This is a genomic window from Pseudomonas sp. FSO-7 (assembly GCF_059579345.1).
In genome coordinates, this window is sequence record NZ_CM184193.1 from 1,710,167 (window position 1) to 1,736,445 (window position 26,279).

General features: G+C 58.8%; 26 protein-coding genes and 1 pseudogene. 13 read left to right on the top strand and 14 right to left on the bottom strand.

The features are described from left to right. Window positions 1-166 precede the first annotated feature (166 nt). From AC515T_RS07560 to AC515T_RS07580, 5 genes are all read left to right on the top strand, one after another. Window positions 167-1,288 (top strand): beta-ketoacyl-ACP synthase III, encoded by a 1,122-nt coding sequence (locus tag AC515T_RS07560; protein ID WP_496532003.1) that lies wholly within the window; start codon window positions 167-169, stop codon window positions 1,286-1,288. Between the two features lie 169 nt (window positions 1,289-1,457). Next, window positions 1,458-2,069 (top strand): RNA polymerase sigma factor, encoded by a 612-nt coding sequence (locus AC515T_RS07565; RefSeq protein WP_496532004.1) that lies wholly within the window; start codon window positions 1,458-1,460, stop codon window positions 2,067-2,069. Further along, window positions 2,063-2,299 (top strand): anti-sigma factor family protein, encoded by a 237-nt coding sequence (locus AC515T_RS07570; protein WP_496532005.1) that lies wholly within the window; start codon window positions 2,063-2,065, stop codon window positions 2,297-2,299. The genes AC515T_RS07565 and AC515T_RS07570 overlap by 7 nt, the downstream gene beginning before the upstream one ends. A 279-nt stretch (window positions 2,300-2,578) precedes the next feature. Next, on the top strand, window positions 2,579-3,889 hold the full coding sequence (locus AC515T_RS07575) for an OprO/OprP family phosphate-selective porin (protein ID WP_496532006.1): 1,311 nt from the start codon (window positions 2,579-2,581) through the stop codon (window positions 3,887-3,889). A 140-nt stretch (window positions 3,890-4,029) separates the two neighbouring features. Beyond that, entirely contained in the window at window positions 4,030-5,154 is a 1,125-nt protein-coding gene (locus AC515T_RS07580; RefSeq protein ID WP_496532007.1) for a GNAT family N-acetyltransferase, read from the top strand. 16 nt (window positions 5,155-5,170) lie between these two features. Here AC515T_RS07580 and aqpZ read toward each other — a convergent pair whose 3' ends face one another. From aqpZ to AC515T_RS07605, 5 genes are all read right to left on the bottom strand, one after another. Beyond that, entirely contained in the window at window positions 5,171-5,860 is a 690-nt protein-coding gene (gene aqpZ / locus AC515T_RS07585; protein WP_305470179.1) for an aquaporin Z, read from the bottom strand. Window positions 5,861-6,262: 402 nt separating this feature from the next. Further along, window positions 6,263-8,095: an ABC transporter ATP-binding protein gene (locus tag AC515T_RS07590; protein ID WP_496532008.1), complete on the bottom strand. Its 1,833-nt coding sequence runs from the start codon at window positions 8,093-8,095 to the stop codon at window positions 6,263-6,265. A gap of 84 nt (window positions 8,096-8,179) precedes the next feature. Beyond that, window positions 8,180-8,743 (bottom strand): peptidylprolyl isomerase, encoded by a 564-nt coding sequence (locus AC515T_RS07595; protein WP_496532009.1) that lies wholly within the window; start codon window positions 8,741-8,743, stop codon window positions 8,180-8,182. 4 nt (window positions 8,744-8,747) lie between these two features. After that, window positions 8,748-9,551 (bottom strand): alpha/beta fold hydrolase, encoded by an 804-nt coding sequence (locus tag AC515T_RS07600; RefSeq protein WP_496532010.1) that lies wholly within the window; start codon window positions 9,549-9,551, stop codon window positions 8,748-8,750. A 14-nt stretch (window positions 9,552-9,565) separates the two neighbouring features. Further along, window positions 9,566-10,489, bottom strand: coding sequence for a PA3225 family LysR-type transcriptional regulator (locus AC515T_RS07605; protein ID WP_053120154.1), 924 nt, complete (start codon window positions 10,487-10,489; stop codon window positions 9,566-9,568). A 50-nt stretch (window positions 10,490-10,539) separates the two neighbouring features. Between AC515T_RS07605 and AC515T_RS07610 the strand changes: the two genes are divergently transcribed. Both AC515T_RS07610 and AC515T_RS07615 read left to right on the top strand, forming a co-directional pair. Continuing rightward, window positions 10,540-10,854: a 3-phosphoglycerate kinase gene (locus tag AC515T_RS07610; protein ID WP_496532011.1), complete on the top strand. Its 315-nt coding sequence runs from the start codon at window positions 10,540-10,542 to the stop codon at window positions 10,852-10,854. Between the two features lie 150 nt (window positions 10,855-11,004). Further along, window positions 11,005-11,604, top strand: coding sequence for an FMN-dependent NADH-azoreductase (locus AC515T_RS07615; protein WP_305491874.1), 600 nt, complete (start codon window positions 11,005-11,007; stop codon window positions 11,602-11,604). 173 nt (window positions 11,605-11,777) lie between these two features. On the opposite strand, the gene AC515T_RS07620 is transcribed toward AC515T_RS07615, so the two are convergent. Continuing rightward, a complete protein-coding gene (locus AC515T_RS07620; RefSeq protein WP_496532012.1) occupies window positions 11,778-12,479 on the bottom strand; it encodes a cyclase family protein in 702 nt (233 codons plus the stop codon). A gap of 164 nt (window positions 12,480-12,643) precedes the next feature. Between AC515T_RS07620 and AC515T_RS07625 the strand changes: the two genes are divergently transcribed. Continuing rightward, complete coding sequence (locus AC515T_RS07625) at window positions 12,644-13,510, top strand: carboxylate/amino acid/amine transporter (protein WP_496532013.1); 867 nt, start codon at window positions 12,644-12,646, stop codon at window positions 13,508-13,510. 142 nt (window positions 13,511-13,652) lie between these two features. Here the strand turns inward: AC515T_RS07625 and AC515T_RS07630 are convergent, their stop codons facing one another. Beyond that, a complete protein-coding gene (locus AC515T_RS07630; RefSeq protein ID WP_496532014.1) occupies window positions 13,653-14,951 on the bottom strand; it encodes a mechanosensitive ion channel family protein in 1,299 nt (432 codons plus the stop codon). A gap of 193 nt (window positions 14,952-15,144) precedes the next feature. On the opposite strand from AC515T_RS07630, the gene AC515T_RS07635 reads away from it, so the two are divergent. After that, the gene (locus AC515T_RS07635) at window positions 15,145-16,491 is read left to right on the top strand and encodes a DEAD/DEAH box helicase (protein ID WP_060738709.1); all 1,347 of its coding nucleotides are present in this window, start codon (window positions 15,145-15,147) and stop codon (window positions 16,489-16,491) included. Between the two features lie 235 nt (window positions 16,492-16,726). Here the strand turns inward: AC515T_RS07635 and AC515T_RS07640 are convergent, their stop codons facing one another. Continuing rightward, a complete protein-coding gene (locus tag AC515T_RS07640; protein WP_496532015.1) occupies window positions 16,727-17,002 on the bottom strand; it encodes a hypothetical protein in 276 nt (91 codons plus the stop codon). Window positions 17,003-17,570: 568 nt separating this feature from the next. Here AC515T_RS07640 and AC515T_RS07645 point away from each other — a divergent pair. Beyond that, entirely contained in the window at window positions 17,571-20,072 is a 2,502-nt protein-coding gene (locus AC515T_RS07645) for a sialidase family protein (protein ID WP_496532016.1), read from the top strand. A 165-nt stretch (window positions 20,073-20,237) separates the two neighbouring features. Here AC515T_RS07645 and AC515T_RS07650 read toward each other — a convergent pair whose 3' ends face one another. From AC515T_RS07650 to AC515T_RS07660, 3 genes and pseudogenes are all read right to left on the bottom strand, one after another. Then, window positions 20,238-20,537: an addiction module antidote protein gene (locus tag AC515T_RS07650; protein WP_496532017.1), complete on the bottom strand. Its 300-nt coding sequence runs from the start codon at window positions 20,535-20,537 to the stop codon at window positions 20,238-20,240. Next, window positions 20,530-20,787: pseudogene (locus tag AC515T_RS07655) on the bottom strand (type II toxin-antitoxin system RelE/ParE family toxin); the annotation flags it as partial. The pseudogene AC515T_RS07655 and the gene AC515T_RS07650, both read right to left, overlap by 8 nt. Beyond that, complete coding sequence (locus tag AC515T_RS07660) at window positions 20,788-21,060, bottom strand: hypothetical protein (protein WP_496532018.1); 273 nt, start codon at window positions 21,058-21,060, stop codon at window positions 20,788-20,790. 590 nt (window positions 21,061-21,650) lie between these two features. On the opposite strand from AC515T_RS07660, the gene AC515T_RS07665 reads away from it, so the two are divergent. After that, window positions 21,651-21,929 (top strand): BrnT family toxin, encoded by a 279-nt coding sequence (locus AC515T_RS07665; protein ID WP_496532019.1) that lies wholly within the window; start codon window positions 21,651-21,653, stop codon window positions 21,927-21,929. Continuing rightward, complete coding sequence (locus tag AC515T_RS07670; RefSeq protein ID WP_053186480.1) at window positions 21,907-22,164, top strand: BrnA antitoxin family protein; 258 nt, start codon at window positions 21,907-21,909, stop codon at window positions 22,162-22,164. The genes AC515T_RS07665 and AC515T_RS07670 overlap by 23 nt, the downstream gene beginning before the upstream one ends. Window positions 22,165-22,247: 83 nt before the next feature. Here the strand turns inward: AC515T_RS07670 and AC515T_RS07675 are convergent, their stop codons facing one another. From AC515T_RS07675 to aepX, 3 genes are all read right to left on the bottom strand, one after another. Next, window positions 22,248-22,973 carry a sulfite exporter TauE/SafE family protein gene (locus AC515T_RS07675; protein WP_496532020.1) on the bottom strand — a complete coding sequence of 242 codons (726 nt, stop codon included), beginning with the start codon at window positions 22,971-22,973 and terminating at the stop codon, window positions 22,248-22,250. A gap of 83 nt (window positions 22,974-23,056) precedes the next feature. Beyond that, entirely contained in the window at window positions 23,057-24,199 is a 1,143-nt protein-coding gene (locus AC515T_RS07680; RefSeq protein WP_496532021.1) for a hydroxymethylglutaryl-CoA lyase-like TIM-barrel protein, read from the bottom strand. A 55-nt stretch (window positions 24,200-24,254) separates the two neighbouring features. Beyond that, window positions 24,255-25,187 (bottom strand): phosphoenolpyruvate mutase, encoded by a 933-nt coding sequence (aepX, locus tag AC515T_RS07685; RefSeq protein ID WP_496532022.1) that lies wholly within the window; start codon window positions 25,185-25,187, stop codon window positions 24,255-24,257. A 184-nt stretch (window positions 25,188-25,371) separates the two neighbouring features. On the opposite strand from aepX, the gene AC515T_RS07690 reads away from it, so the two are divergent. Continuing rightward, window positions 25,372-26,241 (top strand): LysR substrate-binding domain-containing protein, encoded by an 870-nt coding sequence (locus tag AC515T_RS07690; RefSeq protein ID WP_496532023.1) that lies wholly within the window; start codon window positions 25,372-25,374, stop codon window positions 26,239-26,241. The last annotated feature ends 38 nt before the right edge of the window (window positions 26,242-26,279 follow it).

A 26,279-nucleotide genomic window follows, 5' to 3' on the forward strand; every position in this document is an offset into this window, starting at 1 on the left:
AACTTCGCGCCTATAAATGCCGGTCCCGTGGTTTTGAGCTTCAATGCCACGGGCGGATCCGGAATAAAGCGATGCCAGGGCTGCTTCCCCGGATGGGAAAAGTCCCTTTGTGTATTGGTACGTCGGTGCCAATACTTTCTGCCTGAACAGATCAGAGACACGACCCATGCATAACGTCGTCATCAGCGGCACCGGCCTGTACACCCCGGCCAACAGCATCTCCAACGAAGAGCTGGTGCAATCTTTCAATACCTATGTCGCGCAATTCAACGCCGACAACGCCGATGCCATCGAGCGCGGTGAAGTCGAGGCATTGACCGAATCCAACGCCGCGTTCATCGAAAAGGCCTCGGGCATCAAGAGCCGCTTTGTCATGGACAAGGACGGCATTCTCGATCCGCAACGCATGACCCCACGCCTGCCCGAGCGCTCCAACGACGAGTGGTCGGTGCTCTGCGAAATGGCCGTCGGCGCCGCGAAACAGGCCCTGGAGCGCGCCGGCCGCACCGTCGCCGACATCGACGGGGTGATCGTCGCCTGCTCCAACCTGCAGCGTGCGTACCCGGCCATCGCCATCGAAGTCCAGGAAGCCCTGGGCATCGAAGGTTTCGGTTTCGACATGAACGTGGCCTGTTCCTCGGCGACCTTCGGCATCCAGGCCGCGGCCAACAGCGTGCAACTGGGTCAGGCCCGGGCGATCCTGATGGTCAACCCGGAAGTGTGCACCGGCCACCTGAACTTCCGCGACCGCGACAGCCACTTCATCTTCGGCGACGCGGCCACTGCCGTGATCATCGAGCGGGCGGACCTGGCGACTTCGCCGTACCAGTTCGACGTGGTCAGCACCAAGCTGCTCACCAAGTTCTCCAACAACATCCGCAACAACTTCGGTTTCCTCAACCGCGCCGCGGAAGAGGGCATCGGCAGCCGCGACAAGCTGTTCGTCCAGGAAGGCCGCAAGGTGTTCCGCGACGTCTGCCCGATGGTGGCCGAACTGATCGGTGCCCACCTGGAAGAAAACCAGCTGAACGTTGGCGACGTGAAGCGCTTCTGGCTGCACCAGGCCAACCTGAGCATGAATCACCTGATCGTGCGCAAACTGCTGGGACGCGAAGCCACCGAAGCGGAAGCCCCGGTGATCCTCGACCGTTACGCCAATACCAGTTCCGCCGGTTCGGTGATTGCCTTTCACAAATACCAGGATGATCTGCCCAGCGGCTCGGTCGCCGTGCTCAGCTCGTTCGGCGCCGGTTATTCGATTGGCAGCGTGATTTTGCGCAAGCATTGATCCGGCCAGGCCCGGCTTTTTGTGGCACGGGCGCTTTTGTGGCGAGGGAGCTTGCTCCCGCTCGGTTGCGCAGCAACCGCAAGCTCTTGGAGCTGCTTCGCGGCCCAGCGGGAGCAAGCTCCCTCGCCACAAAGGCATCATCAAGTCTCCCTGGCATTTGGGGCATTGAATGACGGTCACCGACGACACCCTCCTGCTCCAACGCCTCCTGGCCGGTGAGCAGCAGGCCTACAAGGAGCTGGTCAGCGCCTACCAGAGCCCGATGCGGGCCGTGGCCTATGCCATCGTCGGCAGTCGCCATGCCGACGAAGTGGTGCAGGACGCCTGGCTGTCGGTGGTGCGCAATCTCAGTGGCTTCCAAGGTCGTTCCAGTCTCAAGACCTGGCTGTTGACCATCACGGCCAACGCCGCCAAGGGACGCTACAAGCAGAACCGGCGAGAGGTGTTGCTCGATGACCTTCCGGCCCCCCATGGCACGCTCGGCGATGACCGTTTCGCCGCTGATGGCCATTGGCTGCTGGCGCCGTTCGCCTGGCACCAGGACACGCCCGAAGCATTGCTCACCGAGCGTGAGTTGCGTGATTGCCTGGAGCACACATTGCTCAGCCTGTCGGAACTGCAAGGCAGCGTGCTGACCCTGCGGGAACAACAGGGCATGGAGCTGGACGAAATCTGTAACCTGCTGGGCATTTCGCTCTCCAATGTACGCGTACTGTTGCATCGCGCCCGACTGAAGGTCTTCGCGACTGTTGAACATTTCGAGGAAACCGGCGAATGCTGACCTGCAAGGAACAAGTAGCGCGCTCCAGCGACTACCTCGACGGGCAATTGAGCTTTCGTGAACGCCTGATGGTGCGTCATCACCTGATGTTCTGCCCCAATTGCCGACGCTTCATCCGCCAGATGCGCCTGATGCAGGCGACCCTCAGAAAACTGCCGCAACCACCGATTCCCGACCTGGATCACTTGGCCGAGAAACTCGCCGCCGAGCGTCGCAAAGACATCCACTAAAACTCAAGACACCACCCGACCCCGGTGGGAGCGAGCTTGCTCGCGATAGCGGTGTATCAGTCTAATCACTTCAGACTGAACCATCGCGATCGCGAGCAAGCTCGCTCCCACAGGGCTTTCCGGTTATTCCTATTCGAAGTAAAAAGTTCCGCTGTCATAAAATCTTTATGTGATAGCAACTCGCCTGACACAACCGGCCGCCAAGATCCCCTCCCAACACCAGCGGGCCCAGTTCCGCGTGTTTTCTAACGCATAGACTACCAACAGGGGAATTCTTCGATGATCCGTAAGCACTTCGCAGGTGTTGCCGCCAGCGCACTGGCAATGGCAGTAACCGCCCAGGCTTTCGCCGGCACCGTCACCACCGATGGCGCCGATATCGTGGTCAAAACCAAGGGCGGCCTTGAGGTCGCTACCACTGACAAAGAGTTCAGCTTCAAGCTCGGTGGTCGTGTGCAGGCTGACTACAGCCAGTTCGACGGTATCTACACCGACAACGGCAAATCGGCCGATGCCGCTTACATCCGCCGCGCCTTCCTGGAATTGTCCGGCGTGCTGTACACGGATTGGGCCTACACCATCAACTACGACATGTCCCACAACAGTGGCGACTCCGATAACGGCTACTTCGACGAAGCGTCCCTGGCCTACAACGGCTTCAAGCCGGTGTCGATCAAGGTCGGTCGCTTCGACCCCGACTTCGGTCTGGAAAAAGCCACCAGTTCCAAGTGGGTGACCGCGCCTGAGCGTAACGCTGCCTACGACCTGATCGACTGGGCCAACGGCCACCAGAACGGCCTGGGTATCCAGGCTTCCAGCACCTTCGCCGATTCGTTCTACGCCTCGGCCGGCGTGTTCAGCAAGGACACCGACGACACCGACGGCGACAGCGTCAAGCAAGTCAACGGTCGCTTCGTGTTCGCTCCGATGCACGAAGCTGGCAACGTGCTGCACTTCGGTCTGAACGTGGCCTCCCGTGACGTGTCGGACACCGCGTTCGACGCACGTTATCGCTCCCGTTTGGGCATGCGCGGCGTTGAAACCCTGGGCGGCAACGATGCCGGTCCTAACGGCAACCGTCCGGTCCTGGGCGGCGCCAACAACTCGCCGGCCGGTTCGTACGACACCGACACCGCCTTCGGCCTGGAAGCCGCTTTCGCCATGGGGCCAGCGTCGATCCAGGGTGAATACATCTCCCGCAAGACCAAGGCTGACAGCGACGCCTTCGAAGACCTCAAAGGTCACGGCTTCTACGTCCAGGGTGCCTACACCATCACCGGTGAGTCCCGTGGTTACAAGGTCGGCAAGTTTGATGCGATCAAGCCTCAGAACAAATCCATCGGCGCCTGGGAAGTGTTCTACCGCTTCGACAGCATGACCGTCGAAGACGACAACATCACCACTGCCTCGGCGACCCGTGAAGTGGGCGATGCCGAAGCCAAGGTGCACAACCTGGGCGTGAACTGGTACGCCAACGAAGCGGTGAAAATCACCGGTGCCTACGTCAAGGCCAAGACCGACAAAGTCACCAACGTCAATGGCGATGACGATGGCGACGGTTTCGTAGTCCGTGCCCAGTACGTGTTCTGAATCGCGCTGACTTGATACACCGCTGCACTTTCATCCGTTAACGCTCCTTTCGACCCCGCCCCTGGCGGGGTTTTTTTATGTGCGTTCGGTCAGGATCGGCGATACTCGCTCCATCCGTCGTCTGGCTCTCGAGGAATCGCATGCCGCTTCATGTCTTGGACAGCCTGTCCGCCATCGCGCCGCACGAGTGGGACGCGTTGGTGCCCGCCAACCAGCCTTTCCTGCGCCACGCCTTCCTCTGCACCCTGGAAGACAGCGCCAGCCTGGGCCCGCAATCGGGTTGGCAAGCCGAGCATTTGTTGCACATCGAAGACGGGCGTCTGCTGGCGGCCTTGCCCAGTTACCGCAAGTGGCATTCCTACGGTGAATACGTGTTCGACCACGGCTGGGCCGACGCTTGCGCCCGCGCTGGCATCGACTATTACCCCAAGCTGTTGACGGCGGTGCCGTTCAGTCCGGTCAGTGGCCCGCGGCTGTTGGCGGCGCGGGTGGAGGACGGCCTGGAGTTGCTGGGCAGCGTGCCCGGATACCTGGAAATCGAAGGGCTCTCCAGCGCCCACGTCAATTTCACCGATACCTTCACCGACGCGGCGCTTGCCGGGCAAGAAGGCTGGCTGCAGCGGATCGGCTGCCAGTATCACTGGCAAAATCGCGGTTATCGCGACTTCCAGGATTTTCTCGATGCCCTCAGTTCCCGCAAGCGCAAGCAGATGCGCAAGGAACGCGAACAAGTGGCGGGGCAGGGCATCGCGTTCGAATGGCTCGAAGGTCATCAGTTGGACGAGGCGCAGTGGGATTTTGTCTACGCCTGTTACGCCAACACCTACGCGATACGACGGCAGGCGCCCTACCTGACCCGGACATTCTTCAGCCTGCTGGCCGAGCGCATGCCCGAGGCCATTCGCGTGGTGCTGGCCAAGCAAGGTTCACGGCCGGTGGCGATGGCGTTCAGCCTGGTGGGCGGTGACAGTTTCTATGGACGGTACTGGGGCTGCCTGGCGGAATTTGACCGGCTGCACTTCGAGACCTGTTTCTATCAAGGCATGGACTACGCGATTGCCCACGGCTTGCAGCGCTTTGACGCCGGTGCCCAGGGTGAGCACAAATTGATTCGCGGCTTCGAGCCGGTGATTACCCGCTCATGGCATTACCTGCGCCATCCAGGATTGAAGGCGGCAGTGGCGGATTTCCTCATGAGGGAGCAGGAGGGGGTGCTGGCGTATGCCGAAGAAGCGAAGACAGCACTGCCTTATCGGCAGTGCTGATCCTCGCGGGTGTGATTCAGCGGTTTTCCTGGCCCAGCCAGCGGTACGAGACACCACCGATGACGGCACCCAGCAGCGGTGCCACCCAGAACAGCCACAGCTGCTCGATGGCCCAGCCACCGACAATCAGCGCCGGACCGGTACTGCGGGCCGGGTTGACGGACGTGTTGGTGACCGGAATCGAGATCAGGTGAATGAGCGTCAGGGCCAGGCCGATGGCAATCGGTGCCAGCCCGGCCGGCGCACGTTTATCGGTGGCGCCGAGGATGATCAGGATGAACATCGCCGTCATGACCAGCTCGGTGACAAAACCGGCCGGCATTGAATACCCACCAGGTGAATGCTCGCCGTAACCGTTCGCTGCCAGGCCGGACGCGGCCAGGTCGAAGCCTTCCTTGCCACTGGCGATGAAGTAGATCAACGCAGCGGCCAGCACCCCCCCTATGACTTGGGCAATGATGTAGGCAGGCAGCTCCCTGGCCGGAAACCGTCCGCCCACGTACAAGCCCAACGAAACGGCAGGGTTCAAATGGCAACCCGAGATATGACCGATGGCGAACGCCATGGTCAACACCGTCAGGCCAAACGCCAGGGCAACCCCCAGCACGCCAATCCCGGAGGCTGCCAATACCGCGCTGCCACAGCCGCCCAACACCAGCCAGAACGTACCCAACAACTCAGTCGTTGAACGTTTGAGTAAAGACATAAGCATCCTTGATAAAACAGTCGTGATATTTGGTTATGCATCCTGCAGCAGTACGACAGGTTCATCTCCAGAACCTGGGCTGAGTACAGCAGGGTTTATCGACAAATCCAGCGGCACAAAAAAACCGCCAGCGTCATGGACGGTGGCGGTTTTGACCGTGGTCGGCGGGGAGTATGTCTTTGCTGTGTGGACTAAATGGATCCTGGACAGATTTTTTCAGTATTGCTGATTCAAACCGGATCCCCGTGGCGAGGGAGCTTGCTCCCGCTGGGCTGCGCAGCGGCCCCAATAAGGCTGGGTGTCCAACCTATTGATTGTATTGGGGCGCAGATTTGGGGGGCGCTTTGCGCCCCAGCGGGAGCAAGCTTCCTCGCCACGGGGTTTGGCTGTGTCAGATAGAGATCAGTCGATCCCCACGAACCCACCCGTCTGATGCTGCCACAGCCGTGCATACAACCCACCGTGGGCCAGCAACTCGGTATGGCTGCCGGTTTCGGCGATGCGGCCATTCTCCAGCACCACCAACCGGTCCATCCGGGCTATGGTGGAGAGGCGGTGGGCGATGGCGATCACGGTCTTGCCTTGCATCAGGGTCTCGAGGCTTTCCTGGATCGCCGCCTCGACTTCCGAGTCCAGCGCTGAGGTCGCTTCGTCCATGATCAGGATCGGCGCGTCCTTGAGCAGCACCCGCGCGATAGCGATGCGCTGGCGCTGGCCACCGGACAGTTTCACCCCGCGCTCACCCACATGGGCATCGAAGCCGGTGCGGCCTTCGGCATCCGACAGCAAGGGGATGAACTCATCGGCGCGGGCCTTGTGCACGGCCTCCCAGAGTTGCGCATCGGTGGCGTCGGGTTTGCCATAGAGCAGGTTGTCGCGAATCGAGCGATGCAGCAGCGAAGTGTCCTGGGTGATCATGCCGATGCACTCACGCAGGCTTTCCTGGCCGACTTCGGCAATGTCCTGGCCGTCGATGAGGATGCGCCCGCCCTGCACGTCATAGAGGCGCAGCAGCAGGTTGACCAAGGTGGACTTACCCGCGCCGGACGGGCCGATCAGGCCGATTTTCTCACCGGGCTTGATGGTCAGATTCAGGTCGCCGATCACCCCGCTTTTCTTGCCATAGTGGAAATCCACATGCTCGAAGCGCACTTCGCCCCGGGCCACCGCCAGGGGCTTGGCCTGGTCGCGGTCGGTGACGCTGACGGGTTGGGCGATGGTCTCCAGACCGTCCTGGACCATGCCGATGTTTTCGAAAATGCCGTTGACCACCCACATGATCCAACCGGACATGTTGACGATGCGGATCACCAGCCCGGTCGCCAGGGCAATGGCGCCCACGCTGATCAGCGACTGGGTCCACAGCCACAAGGCCAGCGCGGTGGTGCCGACGATCAGCAGCCCGTTCATGCCGGTGATGACCACGTCCATGCTGGTCACCACGCGGCCGGCCAATTGGGCTTTCTCGGTCTGCTCCTGGATGGCTTCGCGGGCGTATTGCTGTTCGAAATGAGTATGGGCGAACAGCTTCAGGGTGGTGATGTTGGTGTAGCCGTCGACGATCCGCCCCATGAGTTTGGAGCGGGCATCGGAGGACACCACCGAGCGCTCCTTGACCCGTGGCACGAAATAGCAGAGTGCGCCGATGTAGGCGGCAATCCACATCAACAGCGGGATCATCAGGCGCCAGTCGGCTTCGGCGAACAGCACCAGGGAACTGACGGCGTAGATCAGCACGTGCCACAACGCGTCCACGGCCTGGACCGCCGAGTCGCGCAGGGAGTTACCAGTCTGCATGATGCGCTGGGCGATGCGCCCGGCGAAGTCGTTCTGGAAAAAATTGAGGCTCTGCTTGAGCACGTAGCTGTGGTTCTGCCAGCGGATCAGGCTGGTCATGCCGGGGCTCAGGGTCTGGTGCACCAGCAGGTCATGCAGGGCCACGAAGATGGGTCGGAAAACCAGCGCCACCACGGCCATCCAGGCCAGCTCCAGGCCATGGACCTTGAAGAAGTCGACATTGGGCGTGCCTTGGGTCAGGTCGATGATGCGGCTCAGGTAGCTGAACAGCGCCACTTCGATCAGCGCGCCAATCAGGCCGACCACCAGCAGCACGACGAAGCTGGGCCAGACCTGTTTCAGGTAATAGGTGTAGAAGGGCAGGACGCGGTTCGGCGGGGCCGAGCTCGGGGCGTCGCGGAAGATGTCGATCAGTGTTTCGAAGCGGCGAAAAACCATTTGTAAATGCCCTGGCGGGGGCTCTCCTTTTTGCTAATGGGCGGTGCGGGGTGACCGCGCCGCCCAGGCTTGCCATGTGCCTCTTCAGTCGATGCGCTTGGCCGACTTGATGAACACAGGGTCGATCGGCACGTTTTGCATGCCTTGCTTGGTGGTGGTCTGGGAGTTGACGATGATGTCCACCACGTCCATGCCCTTGACCACCTTGGCGAACACCGCGTAGCCGGCGTCACGGCCCGGGTCGAGGAAGGCGTTGTCGGCCACGTTGATGAAGAACTGGCTGGTGGCCGAGTCCGGGTTGGAGGTGCGCGCCATCGACAAGGTGCCGCGAACGTTGTGCAGGCCATTGCTGGCTTCGTTCTTGATCGGTGCCTTGGTGTCTTTTTGCTGCATCTGCTGGGTGAAGCCGCCGCCCTGGGCCATGAAGCCCGGGATCACGCGGTGAAAAATCGTGTTGTCGTAGAAACCACTGTCCACATACTCAAGGAAGTTCTTGGTACTGATGGGGGCCTTGACCGGGTCCAGTTCGATTTCGATCTGGCCGTTGGTGGTGTCCAGCAATACATGCGGTGCCTTGGCGGGTGTAGCGGCCATCAGGTTGGCGGCAAACAGTACGGTGCCGGCGGCAAGGGCGATTTTTTTCAGCATGGGGTCAGAGATCCTGAGTGGTGGAATCGGTTGCGGTCAAAAAGTCGAGCAGGGTTTGGTTGAAGCGTTCGGGTTGATCCAGCGGGGTAGCGTGCCGTGAATCGGCGATGACCACCAGCCGTGCATGGGGCAGTTGCTTTACATAGGCTTCTTTCAGCGCCACCGGGGTGTAGTCGTGGTCGGCGCAAATGACGAGGGTTGGACAGGCGACCTGGGAAAGTCGTTCCTGAACGCCCCAGCCTACGATCGCATCGAAGCTGGCGAGATAAGCACGTTTGTCGTTCTTTGCCCAGCGTCGGGCCATTTCCAGGCGTAACTCGGTTTGTTCAGGTTTGGGGAACAGCTTGGCGCCCAGGGCCTTGCCGATGGTCTCCAGGCTGAGCAGGCGCATCAGGCTCCAGCGCTTGAACCATTGCCAGCAATCGTCAGGCGTGCGGACCTTGACCTCTGGCGCGCTGTTGACGATGCACAGGTTCCTGACCCGTTCGGGCTCATCCACCGCCAGTTGGAAACAGATCATGCCGCCCATGGACCAGCCCACCAAGTGCACCGGGCCCAGGTCCAGGTGATCGATCAGGGCGCTCAGGTCGGCGCTGAAACCCGCGATGCTATAGCGCTCGCGGGGTTTGTCGGAACGACCGTGGCCGCGCACATCCATCACGATCAGGCGGTAGCGGGCGGACAGCGCTGCAATCTGTTTTTCCCAGTCGCGGGTGCTGGAGCCCAGCCCATGGACCAGCACCAAGGGCGTGCCGTGGCCGTATTCCTCGTAGTGCAGGTTGCAACCTTCGTGCTCGAAATAGGCCATTGGAGAAATCCTTGTCAGGCTTGTTCAGGGGCGGCGAACGGCGCATCCAGCGGCGCGGTGTCGAAGGTGCGCAGCAGTTCGATCAGGATTTGCGTGGCCGGGCCCAGGGGTTTTTCCTTGTTTGAAAAAAGATAGAAGGTCGAGTTGCGGCTGCCTCCCTGTTCCAAGGGTAGACGCTTGAGCACGCCTTCCTTGAGTTCCCGTTCGATCATGTGCCGGGGCAGCCAGGCGAAGCCCAGGCCGCTGCCGACAAAACTCGCCGCGGTGGCCAGGCTGCCCACGGTCCAGCGCTGTTCGGCGCCGAGCCAGCCGACGTCCCGTGGCTGTTGGCGGCCGGAGTCGCGGATGACCACTTGCAACTGGCTTTCCAGGTCCTGGAAGTTCAGCTCGCGATTGAGGCGGTGCAGGGCATGCTCGGGATGGGCCACCGCGATGAACTCCACGTCGCTCAATTCCGCGCCCAGGTAACCGGGAATGCTGAAGCCGCTGATGGCCAGGTCGGCCACGCCTTCGAGCAGCACTTCTTCGACACCCGACAACACTTCCTCGCGCAGCCGCACCCGGCAGCCACGGCTTTGCGGCATGAACGCGGTCAAGGCGCGGACAAGGCGGGCGTTGGGGTAGGCCGCGTCGACCACCAGGCGCACTTCCGCTTCCCAGCCTTGCTCCATGTGGTGGGCCAGGTCTTCCAGTTGGCTGGCCTGTTTCACCAGTTGCCGCGAGCGGCGCAGCAGCACGCCACCGGCTTCGGTCAACACGGCCTTGCGCCCATCGATGCGCAGCAACGGCACGCCGAGCTGATCCTGCATGCGGGCCACGGTGTAGCTCACTGACGACTGGGAGCGATGCAGCACGTCGGCGGCCTGGGCGAAACCGCCGTGGTCGACCACTGCCTGCAAGGTGCGCCATTGATCCAGGGTCACGCGGGGCGCTTTCATATCGGGCTCCTCTTGTCCTAAGCTGGCGGTCCCTTGGTGGAGACTGCCGAATGAAGAAAATCTGTTGTGTGGTGCTGGCCTTGCTGCCACTGACTGCGCTTGCCTACCCGATCGATGTGGAAAAACACCTCAACGGCCTGAGCATCGACTACACCGCCTATGACACCGATGCCGACATCGGCTCCATCCAGGTCAACAATTACGGCAGCACCGACGCGGCCTGCACGGTGGTTTTCAACAATGGCCCCGAGGCACCGCGCACCCGCAGGATCGAAGTCGCCGCCGGCAAGTTCAAGAACGCCACGGCCAAGTTCAACCGCAACATCATCAAGCTGCGCATCAAGCTGACCTGTCAGCCGAAATAGCCTGGCAGCGGGGCAGACGACAGTGCCTGCTCCGCTTATAAACGAAAATATCGATGCTTTACAGCAGTTATTTGCGCTTTTTAATCGATATGCTCACGTTTAACCTTCACTCCATCGACTGACAACATTCTCAGATGGAGCCTACAAGCCATGTCCCGCGTTCTGATCATCGAAAGCAGTGCCCGCCAGCAAGACTCGGTGTCCCGTCAACTGACCCAGACCTTCATCAACCAGTGGAAAGCTGCACACCCGGCCGACGAAATCAGCGTTCGCGACCTGGCCATCAACCCGGTGCCGCACCTGGATGCCAATCTGCTGGGTGGCTGGATGAAGCCTGCCGAGCAGCGCAACGACATTGAAAACGCCTCGCTGGAGCGCTCCAACCAACTGACCGATGAGCTGCTGGCCGCCGACGTACTGGTGATGGCTGCGCCGATGTACAACTTCGCTATTCCCAGCACGTTGAAGGCGTGGCTCGACCATGTGCTGCGTGCCGGTGTGACATTCAAATACACCCCCACCGGCCCCCAAGGCCTGCTGGCCGACAAGCGCGCCTTCGTGCTCACCGCCCGGGGCGGCATTCACGCCGGTGGCAGCACTGACCACCAGGAACCCTACCTGCGCCAGGTCATGGGCTTCATCGGCATCCACGACGTGACCTTCATCCATGCCGAAGGCATGAACCTGGGTGGCGATTTCCAGGAGAAGGGCCTGAATCAGGCCAACGCCAAATTGTCCCAGGTCGCCTGATCCGTTAATCCTCGGGTAATCGCCAGGTGGTCTAGTGACCTGGCGCTTCCCTTCAAACCGTTTTGCGCATCGAACCTCCCTTTGCACTTATTGCTCCTGAGTGCATCAGCCCGATTGAACGCTTTAGCGAGATCGGGCTTTTTTTTGCCTCGATGTTCTGCGCTTGACTGGGATCAGGGTACAAACGCCATTACGGAAACAGGAGAACCCGAACCTTCCTTCAGTCGAAGCACGCCAATCACCAGCGTCGTGCCTTTCGCGGGCAGTTGATCGAGGTTGGTCAGGCACTCCAGGACGATGCCCTCATTCGCCAGGATCTGGCTGTTGGTGGCGTAAACCGTGTCCTGGCCCGGATCGACGCCATGGGTATCGATACCAACGCCAGCTATCCGGCGATGCTCAAGCAGAAAAGTGGTGGTTGCGGCACCGATGCCGGGAAAGTGCGGGCCTTTGTCATCCGCATTGATAAAACGCCTGGGGTCGTCCCACAGGGCCTGCCACCCCGTGTAAAAAAGCACGACGCTGCCCTGATCGATGCGCCCGTGAGCCTGTTCCCATTTTTCGATGTCTTGAATGCAGATCACATAATCTGGATTGTCCCGCGCCTGGATGCGTAAATCGACCACGACGGCCGGCCGGACCAGGGACGCCGGCTCATAGGCATCAATCCCGATGGCATTGGGGTGAAAGGTGTTCGGCGCGTTCATATGGGTTGCACTGTGCTCGCCCATGCCGAAACGCCGCAGGTAATACCCGTCCTTTTCCGGTGATGCCACCTCATCGAATGTCACTGGAGGATCGCCAGGCCAAAGTGGAATGTCCGGGCTGATGATGTGGCTGAGGTCGATGACTTTTCGAAACTCAATACGTTGCATGGATTTGGCTTCCTTATCCTCGGCGAAACTTTGAGCGATGCTGATCGGACAGTACTGCCCTCAGCCTTCCTGTGCATACCCGTGACCCGAAACTAGCGGCCCATCACGCTCGCGCCCATCCCTCAAAACCGCTATCTTCGCCGCCATTCGAAACGAGGGGCGGTATGGGCTATCTACTTTTTGTGACATTGATCCAGGCGTTTTCCTTCAGCCTGATCGGCGAGTACCTGGCCGGGCATGTGGACAGTTACTTCGCGGTGCTGGTGCGGGTGCTGCTGGCCGGGCTGGTGTTCATTCCGCTGACGCGTTGGCGCCAGGTGGAGCCGTCGTTCATGCGCGGCATGCTGTTGATCGGCGCCTTGCAGTTCGGCGTGACCTACGTCTGCCTGTACCTGAGCTTCCGCGTTTTGACGGTGCCCGAGGTGCTGCTGTTCACCATCCTGACGCCCCTGCACGTGACCTTGATCGAAGACGCGCTGAACCGGCGTTTCAACCCCTGGGCGCTGATCGCGGCGCTGGTGGCCGTGGCCGGTGCCGCGGTGATTCGCTACGACCGAATCAACCCGGATTTCTTCATGGGCTTCTTGCTGCTGCAACTGGCCAACTTCACCTATGCGGCCGGGCAGGTGCTTTACAAACACCTGGTGGCCCGTCACCCGAGCGACCTGCCGCACTACCGGCGTTTCGGCTATTTCTATCTCGGTGCGTTGATGGTGGCGTTGCCGGCTTTCCTGCTGTTCGGCAAGGCAAATTTCTGGCCCGAAGCGCCGCTGCAGTGGGGCGTGCTGGTGTTCCTCGGCCTGGTCTCCACCGCGCTGGGGTTGTACTGGTGGAACAAAGGCGCGTGCCTGGTCAACGGCGGGACGCTGGCGGTGATGAACAACCTGCACGTGCCGGTGGGGCTGCTGGTGAACCTGCTGATCTGGAACCAGCACGAGGAATTGGGGCGATTGCTGCTGGGTGGGTCGGTGATATTGGCGGCGGTGTGGATCAGCCGGTTGGGGGTACGTCAGCCTCAGCCTTCACTCTAAACACTGTGGGAGCGAGCTTGCTCGCGATAGCGGGGTATCAGTCAGCATCTCTGTTTCTGACACGCCGCTATCGCGAGCAAGCTCGCTCCCACAGGGAAATAGGGGGTTGGCTTTAGACCACCAGCTCCTGAGGGTTTGAGGGTCAGACCACCTGCTTCTGCGGCTCCGGCAGGTGGCTCGCCCCCAGCACCGCCGGCAACAATCCCGAGCGCAGGTCCGTGCCGCTCGGCTGCTGGTACAGGTTCAATCCAAACTCCGGCATCACCGCCAGCAGGTAATCGAAAATATCTCCCTGGATGCGCTCGTAGTCCGCCCACACGGTGGTGCCGGTGAAGCAGTAGATTTCCAGCGGGATGCCTTGGGCGGTGGTTTGCAGCTGGCGGACCATGCAGGTCATGTTCGGCTGGATTTCCGGGTGGCTCTTCAAATAGGCCAGGGCATAGGCGCGGAAGGTGCCCAGGTTGGTCATGCGGCGACGGTTGGCCGACATCGCCGCGACGTTGCCCTGGGCTTCGTTCCAGGCCTTGAGCTCGGCTTGCTTGCGACCGATGTAGTCGGTCAGCAGGCGGACCTGGGTCAGGCGCTGTTCTTCGTCGTCATGCAGGAAACGCACGCCGCTGGCGTCGATGAACAGGCTGCGCTTGATCCGTCGTCCGCCGGACTGTTGCATGCCGCGCCAGTTCTTGAACGACTCGGACATCAGGCGCCAGGTCGGGATCGAGACAATGGTCTTGTCGAAGTTCTGCACCTTGACCGTGTGCAGTGTGATGTCCACCACATCACCGTCGGCGCCGACCTGGGGCATCTCGATCCAATCGCCGACCCGCAGCATGTCGTTGCTGGTCAGTTGCACGCTGGCGACGAATGACAACAGCGTGTCCTTGTAGACCAACAAAATCACCGCCGACATCGCACCCAGGCCTGACAGCAGCAACAGCGGCGAACGGTCGATCAGCGTGGCGACGATGATGATCGCGCCAAACACATACAGCACCATCTTCGTCAGTTGCACGTAGCCTTTGATCGAGCGGGTACGCGCGTGTTCGGTGCGGGCGTACACGTCCAGCAGGGCGCTGAGCAGGGCACTGAGGCTCAGCACCATGAACAGGATGGTGAACGCCAGGGCGACATTGCCCAGGAAAATCATGCTGGTCTTGCTCAGTTCCGGCACCAGGTGCAGGCCGAACTGGATGATCAGCGACGGCGTCATCTGCGCCAGGCGATGGAACACCTTGTTTTGGCGCAGGTCGTTGACCCAATGCAGGGCCGGTTGGCGCCCGAGCAATTTGGCGGCGTGGAGGATCAGGTAGCGCGCTATGCGCCCGAGTACCAGGGCGATGACCAGCAGCAACATCAGGGCGAGGCTGGAATGCAGGAGCGGGTGCTGGTCAAGGGCACCCCAGAGGTCTTGGAGGTTGACCCAGAGTTGTTTGATGTCCATGGACGAAACGGTTCTTCTATAAAGACGCGATGGGACGATTAGAGCATTTAAGCCCGGTCAAGTGACCGTTGATGCAATAACGGCTGATAAAAATGCACTGATTTACCGCCGTTTGTATAAAGAAACTCGGCCTTCGCGCTCGAAACCGTTACCCTATGCAGCTGTTTTTTTGCATTTCTTCGAGGTAGCACCCGTGTTTTCCCAATTCGCCCTGCACGAACGCCTGCTCAAAGCCGTGGCCGAGCTTAAATTTGTCGAGCCAACGCCGGTGCAGGCAGCGGCTATTCCGCTCGCGCTCCAGGGGCGTGACCTGCGGGTGACGGCGCAAACCGGCAGCGGCAAGACCGCCGCGTTCGTGCTGCCGATCCTCAATCGCCTGATCGGCCCGGCCAAGGTCCGCGTCAGCATCAAGACCCTGATCCTGCTGCCGACCCGTGAACTGGCTCAGCAGACTTTGAAGGAAGTGGAGCGCTTCTCGCAGTTCACCTTCATCAAGTCCGGCCTGATCACCGGCGGCGAAGACTTCAAGGTCCAGGCCGCGATGCTGCGCAAGGTGCCGGATATCCTGATCGGCACGCCGGGGCGGATGATCGAGCAGTTGAACGCCGGTAACCTCGACCTCAAGGAAGTCGAAGTGCTGGTGCTGGACGAAGCCGACCGCATGCTGGACATGGGTTTTGCCGAAGACGTGCAGCGCCTGGTGGACGAATGCGTCAACCGCCAGCAGACCATGCTGTTCTCCGCCACCACCGGCGGTTCGGGCCTGCGCGAGATGATCGCCAAGGTGCTGAACAACCCCGAGCACTTGCAGCTCAACGCGGTCAGCCAGCTGAACTCCACCACCCGCCAGCAGATCATCACCGCCGACCACAACCAGCACAAAGAGCAGATCGTCAACTGGTTGCTGGCCAACGAGACCTACGAAAAAGCCATCGTGTTCACCAACACCCGGGCCATGGCCGACCGCATCTACGGCCGCCTGGTGGCCCAGGAATACAAGGCGTTCGTGCTGCACGGTGAGAAAGACCAGAAGGACCGCAAGCTGGCCATCGACCGCCTCAAGCAGGGCGGCGTGAAAATCCTCGTCGCCACCGACGTCGCCGCCCGCGGCCTGGACGTGGATGGCCTGGACATGGTCATCAACTTCGACATGCCCCGCAGCGGCGACGAATACGTGCACCGTATCGGTCGCACGGGTCGTGCCGGCAACGATGGCCTGGCGATCTCGCTGATCTGCCACGGCGACTGGAACCTGATGTCGAGCATCGAGCGCTACCTCAAGCAGAGCTTCGAGCGCCGCACCATCAAGGAAGTCAAAGGCACCTACGGCGGACCGAAAAAGGTCAAGGCGTCGGGCAAGGCCGTTGGCGTGAAGAAGAAAAAGGTCGACGCCAAGGGCGACAAGAAGAAAACCGGCGCCAAGGCCCCGACCAAGCGCAAGACCGCCAACCGCCCGAAGACCGACGCGCCGTCGCTGGTCAGCAAGGACGGCATGGCCCCGCTCAAGCGCCGCAAGCCAGAGGCGCCGGCGGCTGAGTGAAGCCGCTTCAGCGTTTGATAAAAAGAACCGGACCTTGAGTCCGGTTTTTTTATGAATAACTGAATCTGACGCAAAACCCGTGGCGAGGGAGCTTGCTCCCGCTGGGCTGCGCAGCAGCCCCAGTAAATATCGGTTTTCACATCATCTAAAGTTGAAACTCAGACTTTGAGGGGCGCTTCGCCCGATACGTCGGATCGCCCCAGCGGGAGCAAGCTCCCTCGCCACAAAAGCATCATCACCCCGCCTTCTTCTCCGCGTTCTTCAGCTCTTTCAGACGCTTATCAATCAACTCGCACTTATCCGGCACATCCTTGCTGGCGGTCTCCAGGTCCATCTTCTGCAACTCATCGTTAATTTCCTTGGCCTTGGTCGGGTTCTGTTCGGTGAGCTTGGTCACTTCCTGGGCCAGTTGTTCACGCTTGACGGTGGCTTCCTCGGGCGTGCAAGTGGCCCAGGCGGGCAGGGCGCAGGTGAGGGCGGCTGCGAGGGTGAGTTTCAGGAGAGTTTTCATGGTGGGGCCTCGTATTCCTTGTTGGAGCAGGTAATGGGTTGAGGCCGGTGTGGGGTGGAAAGTTCATTAGCCGAGGGCGTCGGTGGGGTGACGACTGGTAAGGCGTCCGTTCTTTGGTGCGTTGGTTCAGCAAGGGGGGAAATCTTTTTCATGGTTTCCCTAGACGATATTAAACGTTCGTCTACCATGGAGGATGTCGCTATCTGCGCTAGCGCAAGACTGGATCGTTTGCTAATGCGTGGTTTCGCGTGAGTCGAATGGTTTTCTGTGCTCAACATGGATGTCAATTCTTTATTAGCCAGGATGCTAACACTATGTCGGTACAACTCCTCGCCCACCTCTTTGTAGAAGACAATGACAGCGGAACTCAGATAGCGCTTGCCTGTTACAACGCTGTCGGGGACTTCTGCGCATTCGCCAGCTCAATGAATGACAACGGAAGGGATAAAGACTGTTGAGTCTGAATACCTCGCTGTTGATGCCAATCGCAAATCAGTAATGGAACAACTACTCCTTTTTGGGATGCGCCCTAGGTTGGTAGTAGTCACTCATTCAAGGAATGAAGTCTATGAACATTAAAGCAATGCTCAGTCGATTAATACTGTGTCTGTGCGGTTCGTTTTCAATTTTCCCGGCTTATGCGGAGAGTCTGATCGTCGCGACGCCACAACAAGGTGTGGGGATCGAAGTCGATGTCTTTGACAGCCCCGATGCCTCAGCCGGTACACCATCCTCAACGAGTCTGGTGCGCTTTGGTCTACCAGCGTTCTACATACCCGCAGTACAGTCCTTCAAAGGTAATGTCTATATGTTCTGGTCTAATAATTATGACCAGAAGCATATTTTTTATTCCACCTCGGCAGAGGGGAAAAACTGGTCCCCTCCAAAACCCATTCCAGTGGATAGTGTCCTGGGCGATGTCTCGGTGAGCGTGTTCAAGCAGAAACTGGTACTGACTTTCACCGACCCCCAGAATCGCTTGCAGACCATCAGTTCCGAAGATGGCATCGGCTGGTCTAATGTTTACACTATCCCGACCCTGCACACTGCGGTTAATAACAAGCCTGTTGTGTATAACGGGCAGCTATTTGTCTTGTATAGCGAAAATTCAGGTAAGGCTATTTACTCTGTTGCCTCGAGTGATGGCCGTCTTTGGAGTCGAGAAAAGCTGGCGTTCCAAGAGAACACCGATTCGATCCTGACGATGGTGCCCCTTGTCTATAAAGGCAATTTATGGGTTTATTATGCTTTTGAAAATGGTGCCAAGTTTGCACGCACTTACAACCGGGCTGGTCAATGGGGAACAAGGCAAACGCTGACAGGGATAACAGGCAAGGGCGTCCCGGGGTTCCTGAATAGTACGACGATGATCGATGATCGCGCGTTCATCAGCAGCAGCGCCAATACGTTTTATTCGGATGACGGGCTGAACTGGCATCCATATTTTTCCCAGAGCTTTGATCGCAATAGTGCCTACCCCTCGGGATTGGGTGCTTCCTATGCCATTACCACAAATGATCTAACCGGGGAAAACCCGCAACTGCCCACGGATCTGGCGACAGGCCTCAGCCACACCGACTATGCAACTTTCGCCTGGCGGAGCTTTTTCGCACTGAACAATACCGCCAAGGCGCCGTTGCCGGTCAACCGTGGCGTCGGCAACCCTGCCGGCAGCTTTGCCGATTCGGGCAAGGTGCCACAATCCCCCAGCCCGTTGTTATGGCAAACCTTCGCTCACCGTACCGAGTTGTTTCCGGCGGGACCGCAAAAAAACACCGCAGGTGGTCCGACGCGTCCGTTTGGTTCTGACCCGCAATATAGCTATACCCAATTCCCCAACGGTATTCGTTTGGCGCCAGGCGCCACCTTTAATCATTACAACAATCTGGATGAGGCGACTCAGATAGGACAAAACGCTATTTTCTTCCCGACCAATCCGCCAAATGTGGCGAAGAAAGGGAGCGATTATGCCCCTTCAAACGACAGCCAGATCCTGTTCGAGGCCAAGGCGAACCCCGTCGTCTACGAATATGCGAAAGGCCTGAGCAGCTTCCCGGATAATGTAGTGCTGCCCGACGGCGCGGTCGAGGTCAAGGCGACATGGCGCAAGCTGGCAGACATCCCGGTACAGAATCGTGGGCGCTACCATACGGCGACGGTGGTGACCTATAAGGGCCTCGACAGTGACCCGGTGGCGCAAAATGAAGACTACGCACTGGTCGCTTTGCATATCATCCATAAGACGCCCAACTACCCGACCTTCATCTTTGCCACGTTCGAGCACGAAGATGCCCTGACGCTGGCCGACGGTAAATCACCGACCGGGCTCTACTACATCGCCAACTACAACAAGATTGATTACCCCGGTTTCGATGTAAATAACCCCCCGACCGCCACCCTCTCTGACGGCAATAAAATCTACAGGGTTTCCCTGCCAAAGGCGGGCACAGTCGCAAACGCGTCCCTTAATCCGCCGGTCTACTCTGGCAGCAATGGGATCCCCGAAGGGCAGGCTGGCCCGATCCGGGTCGTGCAACCGCCCACCATGCATTCTGAAGTCAAAGCGGTGAACAACCAGGTCAAGCAGCTGATGGACGGCAGCAGCGAATTCAACAATTCGGTCTGGAAGCACTATCAGCTCAAAGGGGTGCAGGCCATCCCCTCGAGCACTCAAACTGACCCGGATTATTACCTGGCCAATATCATGGTCGAAAGCAGCCAGCCGGGAATCCAGCTGTTTCGCGGGAGCAATGTATTCCCCATCCCGAATAACAACACCCTGACCAATGCGCGCAACCAACCGAACATCAAAGTACCGGATTACGACCACAGCACTCAAAGCTTGACCATGGGCGGCTGCATGGGGTGTCACGGCATCGCCCAAAGCTCGCTGAAACAAGGTTTCAGCTTCCTGTTCGATGCGATCAATCCCACGCTCAGCAATGGTGTCACCGGCTTTGCGGGCCCAGAGACCGTAGGTTTGCCTGATCCGCGCACCATGAAGTTGCGGGCCCAGAAGTATTCTTTCGGTCCTCAGAATACGGCAGCCGTTGAGGAGGCGGGCAAGTAGTCGCCAAACCTGCGAGGTGGGATAACCCTGCTTTCTGAGGCAGGCGTCATAGCCCTTTCAATAAAAAACCGGATCTTGAGTCCGGTTTTTTATTGAAGTCCCAACCTGAATTTGGGAAATGTGGTCTGTCCCTGTGGGACCATTTCCGTCACTTTTTCATTAGGACTACGACGCAGTGTGCGTGTGTGGCCGAGCCGTCATATCGACGCCAAGTGCCTTCATGACTGCCAGGAGTGTTTTCAGAGTGGGGTTACCATGCTCGCTGAAGGAACGGTATAGCTGTTCGCGCGACAGGCCCGTTTCCCTGGCCAACTCGGTCATTCCCTTGGCTCGTGCGACTACCCCCATCGCTTTGGCGATATAACTTGCATCGCCGGTTTCGAGGGCATCGCTCATGAACTCCGCAATGGCCTCGGGGGTGTTGAGGTATTCTGCGGGGTCAAATTCTGTAAAAGTCTCAGTCATTTTGTGCTCTCCACGCCTGCATTATCTGGTGGGCGGTTTCAATGTCGCGGCTCTGGCTGCCCTTGTCGCCGCCACAGAGCAGAATCACCAGCACGTCGCCTCGCTGATAGAAATACACCCTGTAGCCAGGCCCGCAGTGAATTCGTAGCTCACTGATACCATGGCCGACTGGAGCGACATCGCCAGGTAAACCCTCTATCAGTCGATTGATCCGTGAGGTGATACGAGCTCTGCCGGTGTCATCCTTTAGTTACTCAGCAGCCTGTACCCGCAACCGTCTCCCAATCACATCCATCACATCACACCCATCGCGCAACGCTATCGTCAGCATCTTGCAAAAGTCAGAAAGCACCACCGTATCGGAGCTGATATCCGAGCGGAACGCGATGTTTTCCAGCAGTTGGGTCACGGTGCGGATGCGGTAGTCGGCGGTTTCGAAGAGGACGTCGAGCGGAGCTTCGGTGTCGATGAGCAGGGTGGCCGGGGTGCAGTCGATTCCGGTGATGGGCATGTATTTGGTCATAATCAGAGTCTCGAAAGTTGATGAGTCTCTCTGTAGATCGGGTCGCCAAACCCGGCTGCCTTTTCGGGCGACGAGGGACTATAGGGCGATCTTCTCTTGAGCGACAAGACACCGCTTTCCGAGCTTCATGTAGGACGTTTGGCCTGGCATTTTTCGGCTTAAAGCAAGCGACTGCTGCGCAGTCGAGCGGGAGCAAGCTCCCTCGCCACGGGAGCGATGATCGGCTTGAGGATTGTGCTTAGTCGTATCAGCAACTGTGGGGCTTTCCTCCTTCGTATTCACCGTGATGCTAAGTCAGTCCCCCCGTTTCCTACTACGACCTGTTTGCCATCAGATCTGTCCATTTCGCAGGAGGTTTCCACCTCTGTGCAGGACCTTTCGTACTTTTTTACAGGATGCGTCTGATTTCAGATGGACGGTTACGACAGTAATCTTCGGGAAAGAGGCGTCATGCGTCGAATACGGTTGCGCCTTCTGAGCTGCTTCTAATGTCGCTAGTGATCCGATGGTCATTTCATCGAGCTACCGGGGCTGTGTATTTCTGCAGAGGAGAGTAGTGTGTATGTACGTAAGTAGGTACAGAATGTCCCATGCTATTTGAATGGGACGAAGCCAAGAACCGGGCCAACATTCTTAAGCACGGCATCGACTTCAACGACGTGCCGGGCATTTTCCAGCATCCGAGGCTGGTCTTCCACGATGACCGAATGGCCTACGGCGAAGAGCGTTGGATCACTATCGGATTGATCAAAACGTTGATTGGCGTGGTCGTGTATACCGAACGGCGGGACGATGTGATCCGCATCATCTCCGCCCGAAAAGCCACTAAGCAGGAGGCCATACGTTATGTCGAAAACATCGAAAACTGACTGGGAGCGCTTGGCCAAGTTGGATGATGCGGACATCGATACCAGCGATATCCCTGAATTGGATGAGGACTTCTTCCGTCGCGCCGAGCTGCGTGTGCCGGTAAAGCAGGCGGTGACTATTCGCCTTGACGCCGATGTGGTTGAGTGGTTCAAGGGGCAGGGCGCGGGCTATCAGACACGCATCAATCAGCTTCTTCGCCAATACATGCAGGCCCAGCAGGGCCATCGTCGGTGAGCAAATTAATGCTATGAAGCGGGCGACTGAGAAGTCGCCCGTTGTCGTTGGCCTCTTCGTATTTATCCCATTCGATAAGCCAATCAGTAAATGCCCCGCACCAGCAGCATAACCGCACCGATGAACACCACGCCCTCCATTAAAAGCGAATGCCCGCCCGGCGTCACATTGCGCAACAAATGACGGGCGACAAACGCCCCGGGCACCGTTGCCAAACCGATTAAAAGCCCACCCAATACCAGTTTGTCGTCGAGTTGCTGGAATCCCCCGAACACTGCCACTTTGACCAGCCCCATCGTCAAGGAGATGACCGCATCGGTCGCAATGAGCGGAGCCCCATACAGTCCCGACGACAAGAGGATGGTACTGAGGACCGGCCCCGTCCCGGTCATTGCCCCGTTGACCAGGCCAAACCCCGCGCCGCAAACGCCCTCCCCGAGGGCTCCAAGACGGTGGTTGGATGACGATCGCAGCCGTCGGAACACGATGCTGCAAAACATGACCGCGCTGAGCAGGAGGCAAATCCACCGCGAGGACAACAGGGTGTAGCTGTAAGCGCCCAAGGCGCAACAGGGCAAGCCGCCACACAATAGCCTCTTGACGTGTGCCCACTCTACAGCCCGCCAAAACGCCCAAGCCCGGCTCCCGTTGGTCAGGACCATGCCGACCGCCATGAGGGGGATCACATTCTCAACGCCAACAATGGGCACCAGTACGATGGGCAGGATCAATCCCGTCCCGAAGCCTGAAACACCTCCGATCAGGGATGCAAAGAATGCAACGGCGGCGACCAACACTGCCTCGTACACGCCAACGTTTCCCAATGGCAAAACCCCCTTGTTCGTCTACGGCCGCTTCTGGCGTCACAAAGCTAAGCCAGCCCGCTACAGCGTCAGTTTGGCAATGAACGCCCTTGTTCAGGAAGGTCGCGGTACAGGGTCACCAATTCTTCCGCCAGTACTTCGCCGCTTTTGGTGATGGACAGGGTACGCACGTGATCCAGGAGCTCATTGAGTCTGTTCTCGTCGTACTCCACGCCTTGTTGCCCCAGCACGTGAGCGAGTGCGGCTCTTCCAGAGTGCTTTCCGATCACAATCCGCCGTTGGCCGCCAACCTCTTCCGGCGCAATCGGCTCGAAGGACTTTGTATCCTTGAGCGTGCCGTTGGAATGGATGCCTGATTCATGGGCAAAGACATTTGCTCCTACCACCGGTCGCCACGGCTCAATGGCCGTTTTCGTCAGCGTGGAAACCAGGCGTGACAGCCTTGGAAGTTGAGTCGTGTCCACGCCGGTGTCGTGCCCGTATAAGTGCTTTAACGCGAGCACAGTCTGGGCCAGGTCCGGCATGCCCGCGCGTTCGCCAATGCCGTTGACACAGACATGGAAGTACCGGGCACCCGCCTGCAAACCTGCGAGCGTATTAGCAACTGCGAGACCGAAGTCATTATGGCAATGGCATTGCAAGTCTATCGCTGCTGCCTGTTTGGCGGCCCGGACTCGCTCAGCATAAGACTCGGGGTTCAGGATTCCGATCGTGTCAGATAGCCTGAGACGATCAGCACCGGCTTCGTGGACTCGACCGGCGTATTCCTGCAGGAAAGGGAGTTCGGTCCGCCCGACATCTTCGGCACTGATGGACACAAAGACCCCGCGATCCTTGGCTGTCTTGATGAGTTCGACCGCCCGCTGGCATACCCATTCACGGCTCTTTCCGACGCTGGACTGGAGATGAATATCCGACGTCGGCAGACCAATGTGGATCGCGTCGTATCCGAGCGCCATGGATTGCTCGATATCGTCGTACAGGCCTCTGTTCCAGGCGATCAGCCTGGCTTGATCAGCATATTCGCGTGCTTGAGCGACGAACGACAGTTCATCGCCGCCCATCTTGGGAATTCCAACTTCAATCCAGCGCACTCCTGCTTCGATCAAGGCGCGCAATAATTCCAACTTTTGAGGCCGAGCCCAAGCTACGCCCGGCGCTTGTTCCCCGTCTCTAAGGGTCGTGTCTTCCAAGATAATGTCATTTCGCATGACGGACCTCCCAGTCATTACCGATGTCGTTCGCAATAAGGTTTTTTATCCATGGTCAAGCAGATGAACTTTGCTTCGTTTCGCCGAGTCCCGACGAAATGATGCTCAGCAGCTCCTTTACATCCAGGCAACTGTCTTCCACCTCAAGGGATCGTCCGTGGCGCAGGATGCCTTCGGCCACCGACCGCATCGCCTGATACGATGATCGAAGCATGTGGTTGGCATAGATCACGACATTGAATCCGGCGGCCTGAAGGTCTTCGAAGGATGTTTGTGAATAGCTTGTTGGCACACAGACCAGAGGCACGTCTTCATGCTCTGCTTTGAACTTCTGCGCGAACGCCATGACTTCACCCGGATCAGTCATCCGGCTATGGATCATTACGCCGTCAGCCCCTGCCTCGACATAGGCATGGGCACGTCTCAGGGCGTCGTCCATTCCCGCCTCGAGTATCAGGCTCTCGATCCTGGCGATCACCATGAAGTCTGGGGTGATCTGTGCGGCTTTGCCGATGCGGATTTTCCGGCAAAAGGCCTCGATGTCCTCTTGCTGTTGGAATACCTCTGTGCCCAGCAGCGAGTTTCTCTTGAGTCCACATTTGTCCTCGATCACGACCGCCGAAATCCCCAGGCGCTCCATGGAACGAACATGGAAGGCGAAGTGTTCGGCGAGCCCGCCCGTATCGCCATCGGCAACCAACGGAAGGGTGGTAGCCTCAAATATTTCGTTGATGTTGAGTAATCGATCATGGATAGTTAAAACTTCGGTGTCTGGCTTTCCACGTTCTGTCGAATCCGTCAGCGAGCTGGACCAGAAGCCGTCATAGGAAATCTCTCGGCCGAAGGAATCGGTGACAACAATGGACTCAGCAAGCAACGCGGCAATCGGACTGTGGGCTTCGAGGAGACGCAGGCAGCGCTTCTCTTGCAAAGCAGATCGAATACGGGCTCTTCGCTTTTCAGTGGTCGTCGTTCGTGACTTTTCCATCCCTAGCTCCTGATAAGCATTCGATGACTCGGTTGCAGGGCGTGCGGTTGGCAGCGCCGTTTCGCCTCTGGAGGATGGCGTTCCGCTTGACCCCCTATGGCGATGAGCAAGTCTTGTCGATGTCATGCCGGTGTCACAATCGACTTCTTTTCGTGCTGCATTGAGAAAAACTCAACGGCCAACCATGTCTCCTCGTCCCCCTCTAACGGCGCTTTATGCCTTTGCCACGGTGGCCCAGTGCGGCAGCCTTCGTAAGGCCGCGCACGAGTTATGCGTTACCCCCGGTGCAGTCAGTCGACAGATCCAGGCCCTTGAGTCGTACCTGGGGTTCAGGCTTTTTGAACGTGGCGCACACCGGATGGAACTCACCCCCAAAGGCGTGGAATTGCAGGCTCGGGTGGGTGACAAGCTGGCATCCGTCGCCGCGGAAGTCAGCCTTCTGCGTCGTGGTGGTCGCAAGGCGGTGGTACGGGTGGATGCGGGTGTGACGTTCGCGATGCACTGGCTTCTGCCACGCCTTGCTTCGTTCAGCGAGGCGCAGGCGGGCCTTGAAGTGCAACTCGGGACTTCCGGTGGCCCGATCACACTGTCGACCAGAGTCGATCTGCATATTCGCCGTGATCCGGCAGATCTGGGCGACTTGGCCTATCAACCTTTTCTGGAGGAGTGGTCCGTCCTTGTCGGCAGTCCTAGATTGTTTCCGGGAGCACCGTTCAGCCTCCCGGAAATCGTCAAAGAAATTCCCCGAATAGGCGCACGCTCCAGGCCTACGCTTTGGTCGCAATGGGGCGCACATCATCAGATTCAGTCATCTCTACTTGAGCCGACATTGGAGTTCGATAACACGGTTCTCGCGATTCAGGCCGCGCTTGAAGGTCTCGGCGTGGTCGTGGTGCCGGAAATCTTTGTATCGACTATGTTGCAGCGTAGGCTGTTGTCTCTCGTAGATCCGCAGCGTGTGCTGACCGGCCATTACTCTTATGCCGTGCGAGCGCATCAAGAAAGCACAGCGGTGCTGACTTTTCTGGAATGGCTGCGTGGGCAGGCTTCATAGCCGTTTCGAATAACAAACAGGCGACTGCTGCGCAGTCG

Coding starts and splice junctions, on each gene's coding strand:
- AC515T_RS07560 (WP_496532003.1), top strand. CDS start 167: ATGCATAACGTCGTCATCAGCGGCACCGGCCTGTACACCCCGGCCAAC.
- AC515T_RS07565 (WP_496532004.1), top strand. CDS start 1,458: ATGACGGTCACCGACGACACCCTCCTGCTCCAACGCCTCCTGGCCGGT.
- AC515T_RS07570 (WP_496532005.1), top strand. CDS start 2,063: ATGCTGACCTGCAAGGAACAAGTAGCGCGCTCCAGCGACTACCTCGAC.
- AC515T_RS07575 (WP_496532006.1), top strand. CDS start 2,579: ATGATCCGTAAGCACTTCGCAGGTGTTGCCGCCAGCGCACTGGCAATG.
- AC515T_RS07580 (WP_496532007.1), top strand. CDS start 4,030: ATGCCGCTTCATGTCTTGGACAGCCTGTCCGCCATCGCGCCGCACGAG.
- aqpZ (WP_305470179.1), bottom strand. CDS start 5,860: ATGTCTTTACTCAAACGTTCAACGACTGAGTTGTTGGGTACGTTCTGG.
- AC515T_RS07590 (WP_496532008.1), bottom strand. CDS start 8,095: ATGGTTTTTCGCCGCTTCGAAACACTGATCGACATCTTCCGCGACGCC.
- AC515T_RS07595 (WP_496532009.1), bottom strand. CDS start 8,743: ATGCTGAAAAAAATCGCCCTTGCCGCCGGCACCGTACTGTTTGCCGCC.
- AC515T_RS07600 (WP_496532010.1), bottom strand. CDS start 9,551: ATGGCCTATTTCGAGCACGAAGGTTGCAACCTGCACTACGAGGAATAC.
- AC515T_RS07605 (WP_053120154.1), bottom strand. CDS start 10,489: ATGAAAGCGCCCCGCGTGACCCTGGATCAATGGCGCACCTTGCAGGCA.
- AC515T_RS07610 (WP_496532011.1), top strand. CDS start 10,540: ATGAAGAAAATCTGTTGTGTGGTGCTGGCCTTGCTGCCACTGACTGCG.
- AC515T_RS07615 (WP_305491874.1), top strand. CDS start 11,005: ATGTCCCGCGTTCTGATCATCGAAAGCAGTGCCCGCCAGCAAGACTCG.
- AC515T_RS07620 (WP_496532012.1), bottom strand. CDS start 12,479: ATGCAACGTATTGAGTTTCGAAAAGTCATCGACCTCAGCCACATCATC.
- AC515T_RS07625 (WP_496532013.1), top strand. CDS start 12,644: ATGGGCTATCTACTTTTTGTGACATTGATCCAGGCGTTTTCCTTCAGC.
- AC515T_RS07630 (WP_496532014.1), bottom strand. CDS start 14,951: ATGGACATCAAACAACTCTGGGTCAACCTCCAAGACCTCTGGGGTGCC.
- AC515T_RS07640 (WP_496532015.1), bottom strand. CDS start 17,002: ATGAAAACTCTCCTGAAACTCACCCTCGCAGCCGCCCTCACCTGCGCC.
- AC515T_RS07645 (WP_496532016.1), top strand. CDS start 17,571: ATGAACATTAAAGCAATGCTCAGTCGATTAATACTGTGTCTGTGCGGT.
- AC515T_RS07650 (WP_496532017.1), bottom strand. CDS start 20,537: ATGACTGAGACTTTTACAGAATTTGACCCCGCAGAATACCTCAACACC.
- AC515T_RS07660 (WP_496532018.1), bottom strand. CDS start 21,060: ATGACCAAATACATGCCCATCACCGGAATCGACTGCACCCCGGCCACC.
- AC515T_RS07665 (WP_496532019.1), top strand. CDS start 21,651: ATGCTATTTGAATGGGACGAAGCCAAGAACCGGGCCAACATTCTTAAG.
- AC515T_RS07670 (WP_053186480.1), top strand. CDS start 21,907: ATGTCGAAAACATCGAAAACTGACTGGGAGCGCTTGGCCAAGTTGGAT.
- AC515T_RS07680 (WP_496532021.1), bottom strand. CDS start 24,199: ATGCGAAATGACATTATCTTGGAAGACACGACCCTTAGAGACGGGGAA.
- aepX (WP_496532022.1), bottom strand. CDS start 25,187: ATGGAAAAGTCACGAACGACGACCACTGAAAAGCGAAGAGCCCGTATT.
- AC515T_RS07690 (WP_496532023.1), top strand. CDS start 25,372: ATGTCTCCTCGTCCCCCTCTAACGGCGCTTTATGCCTTTGCCACGGTG.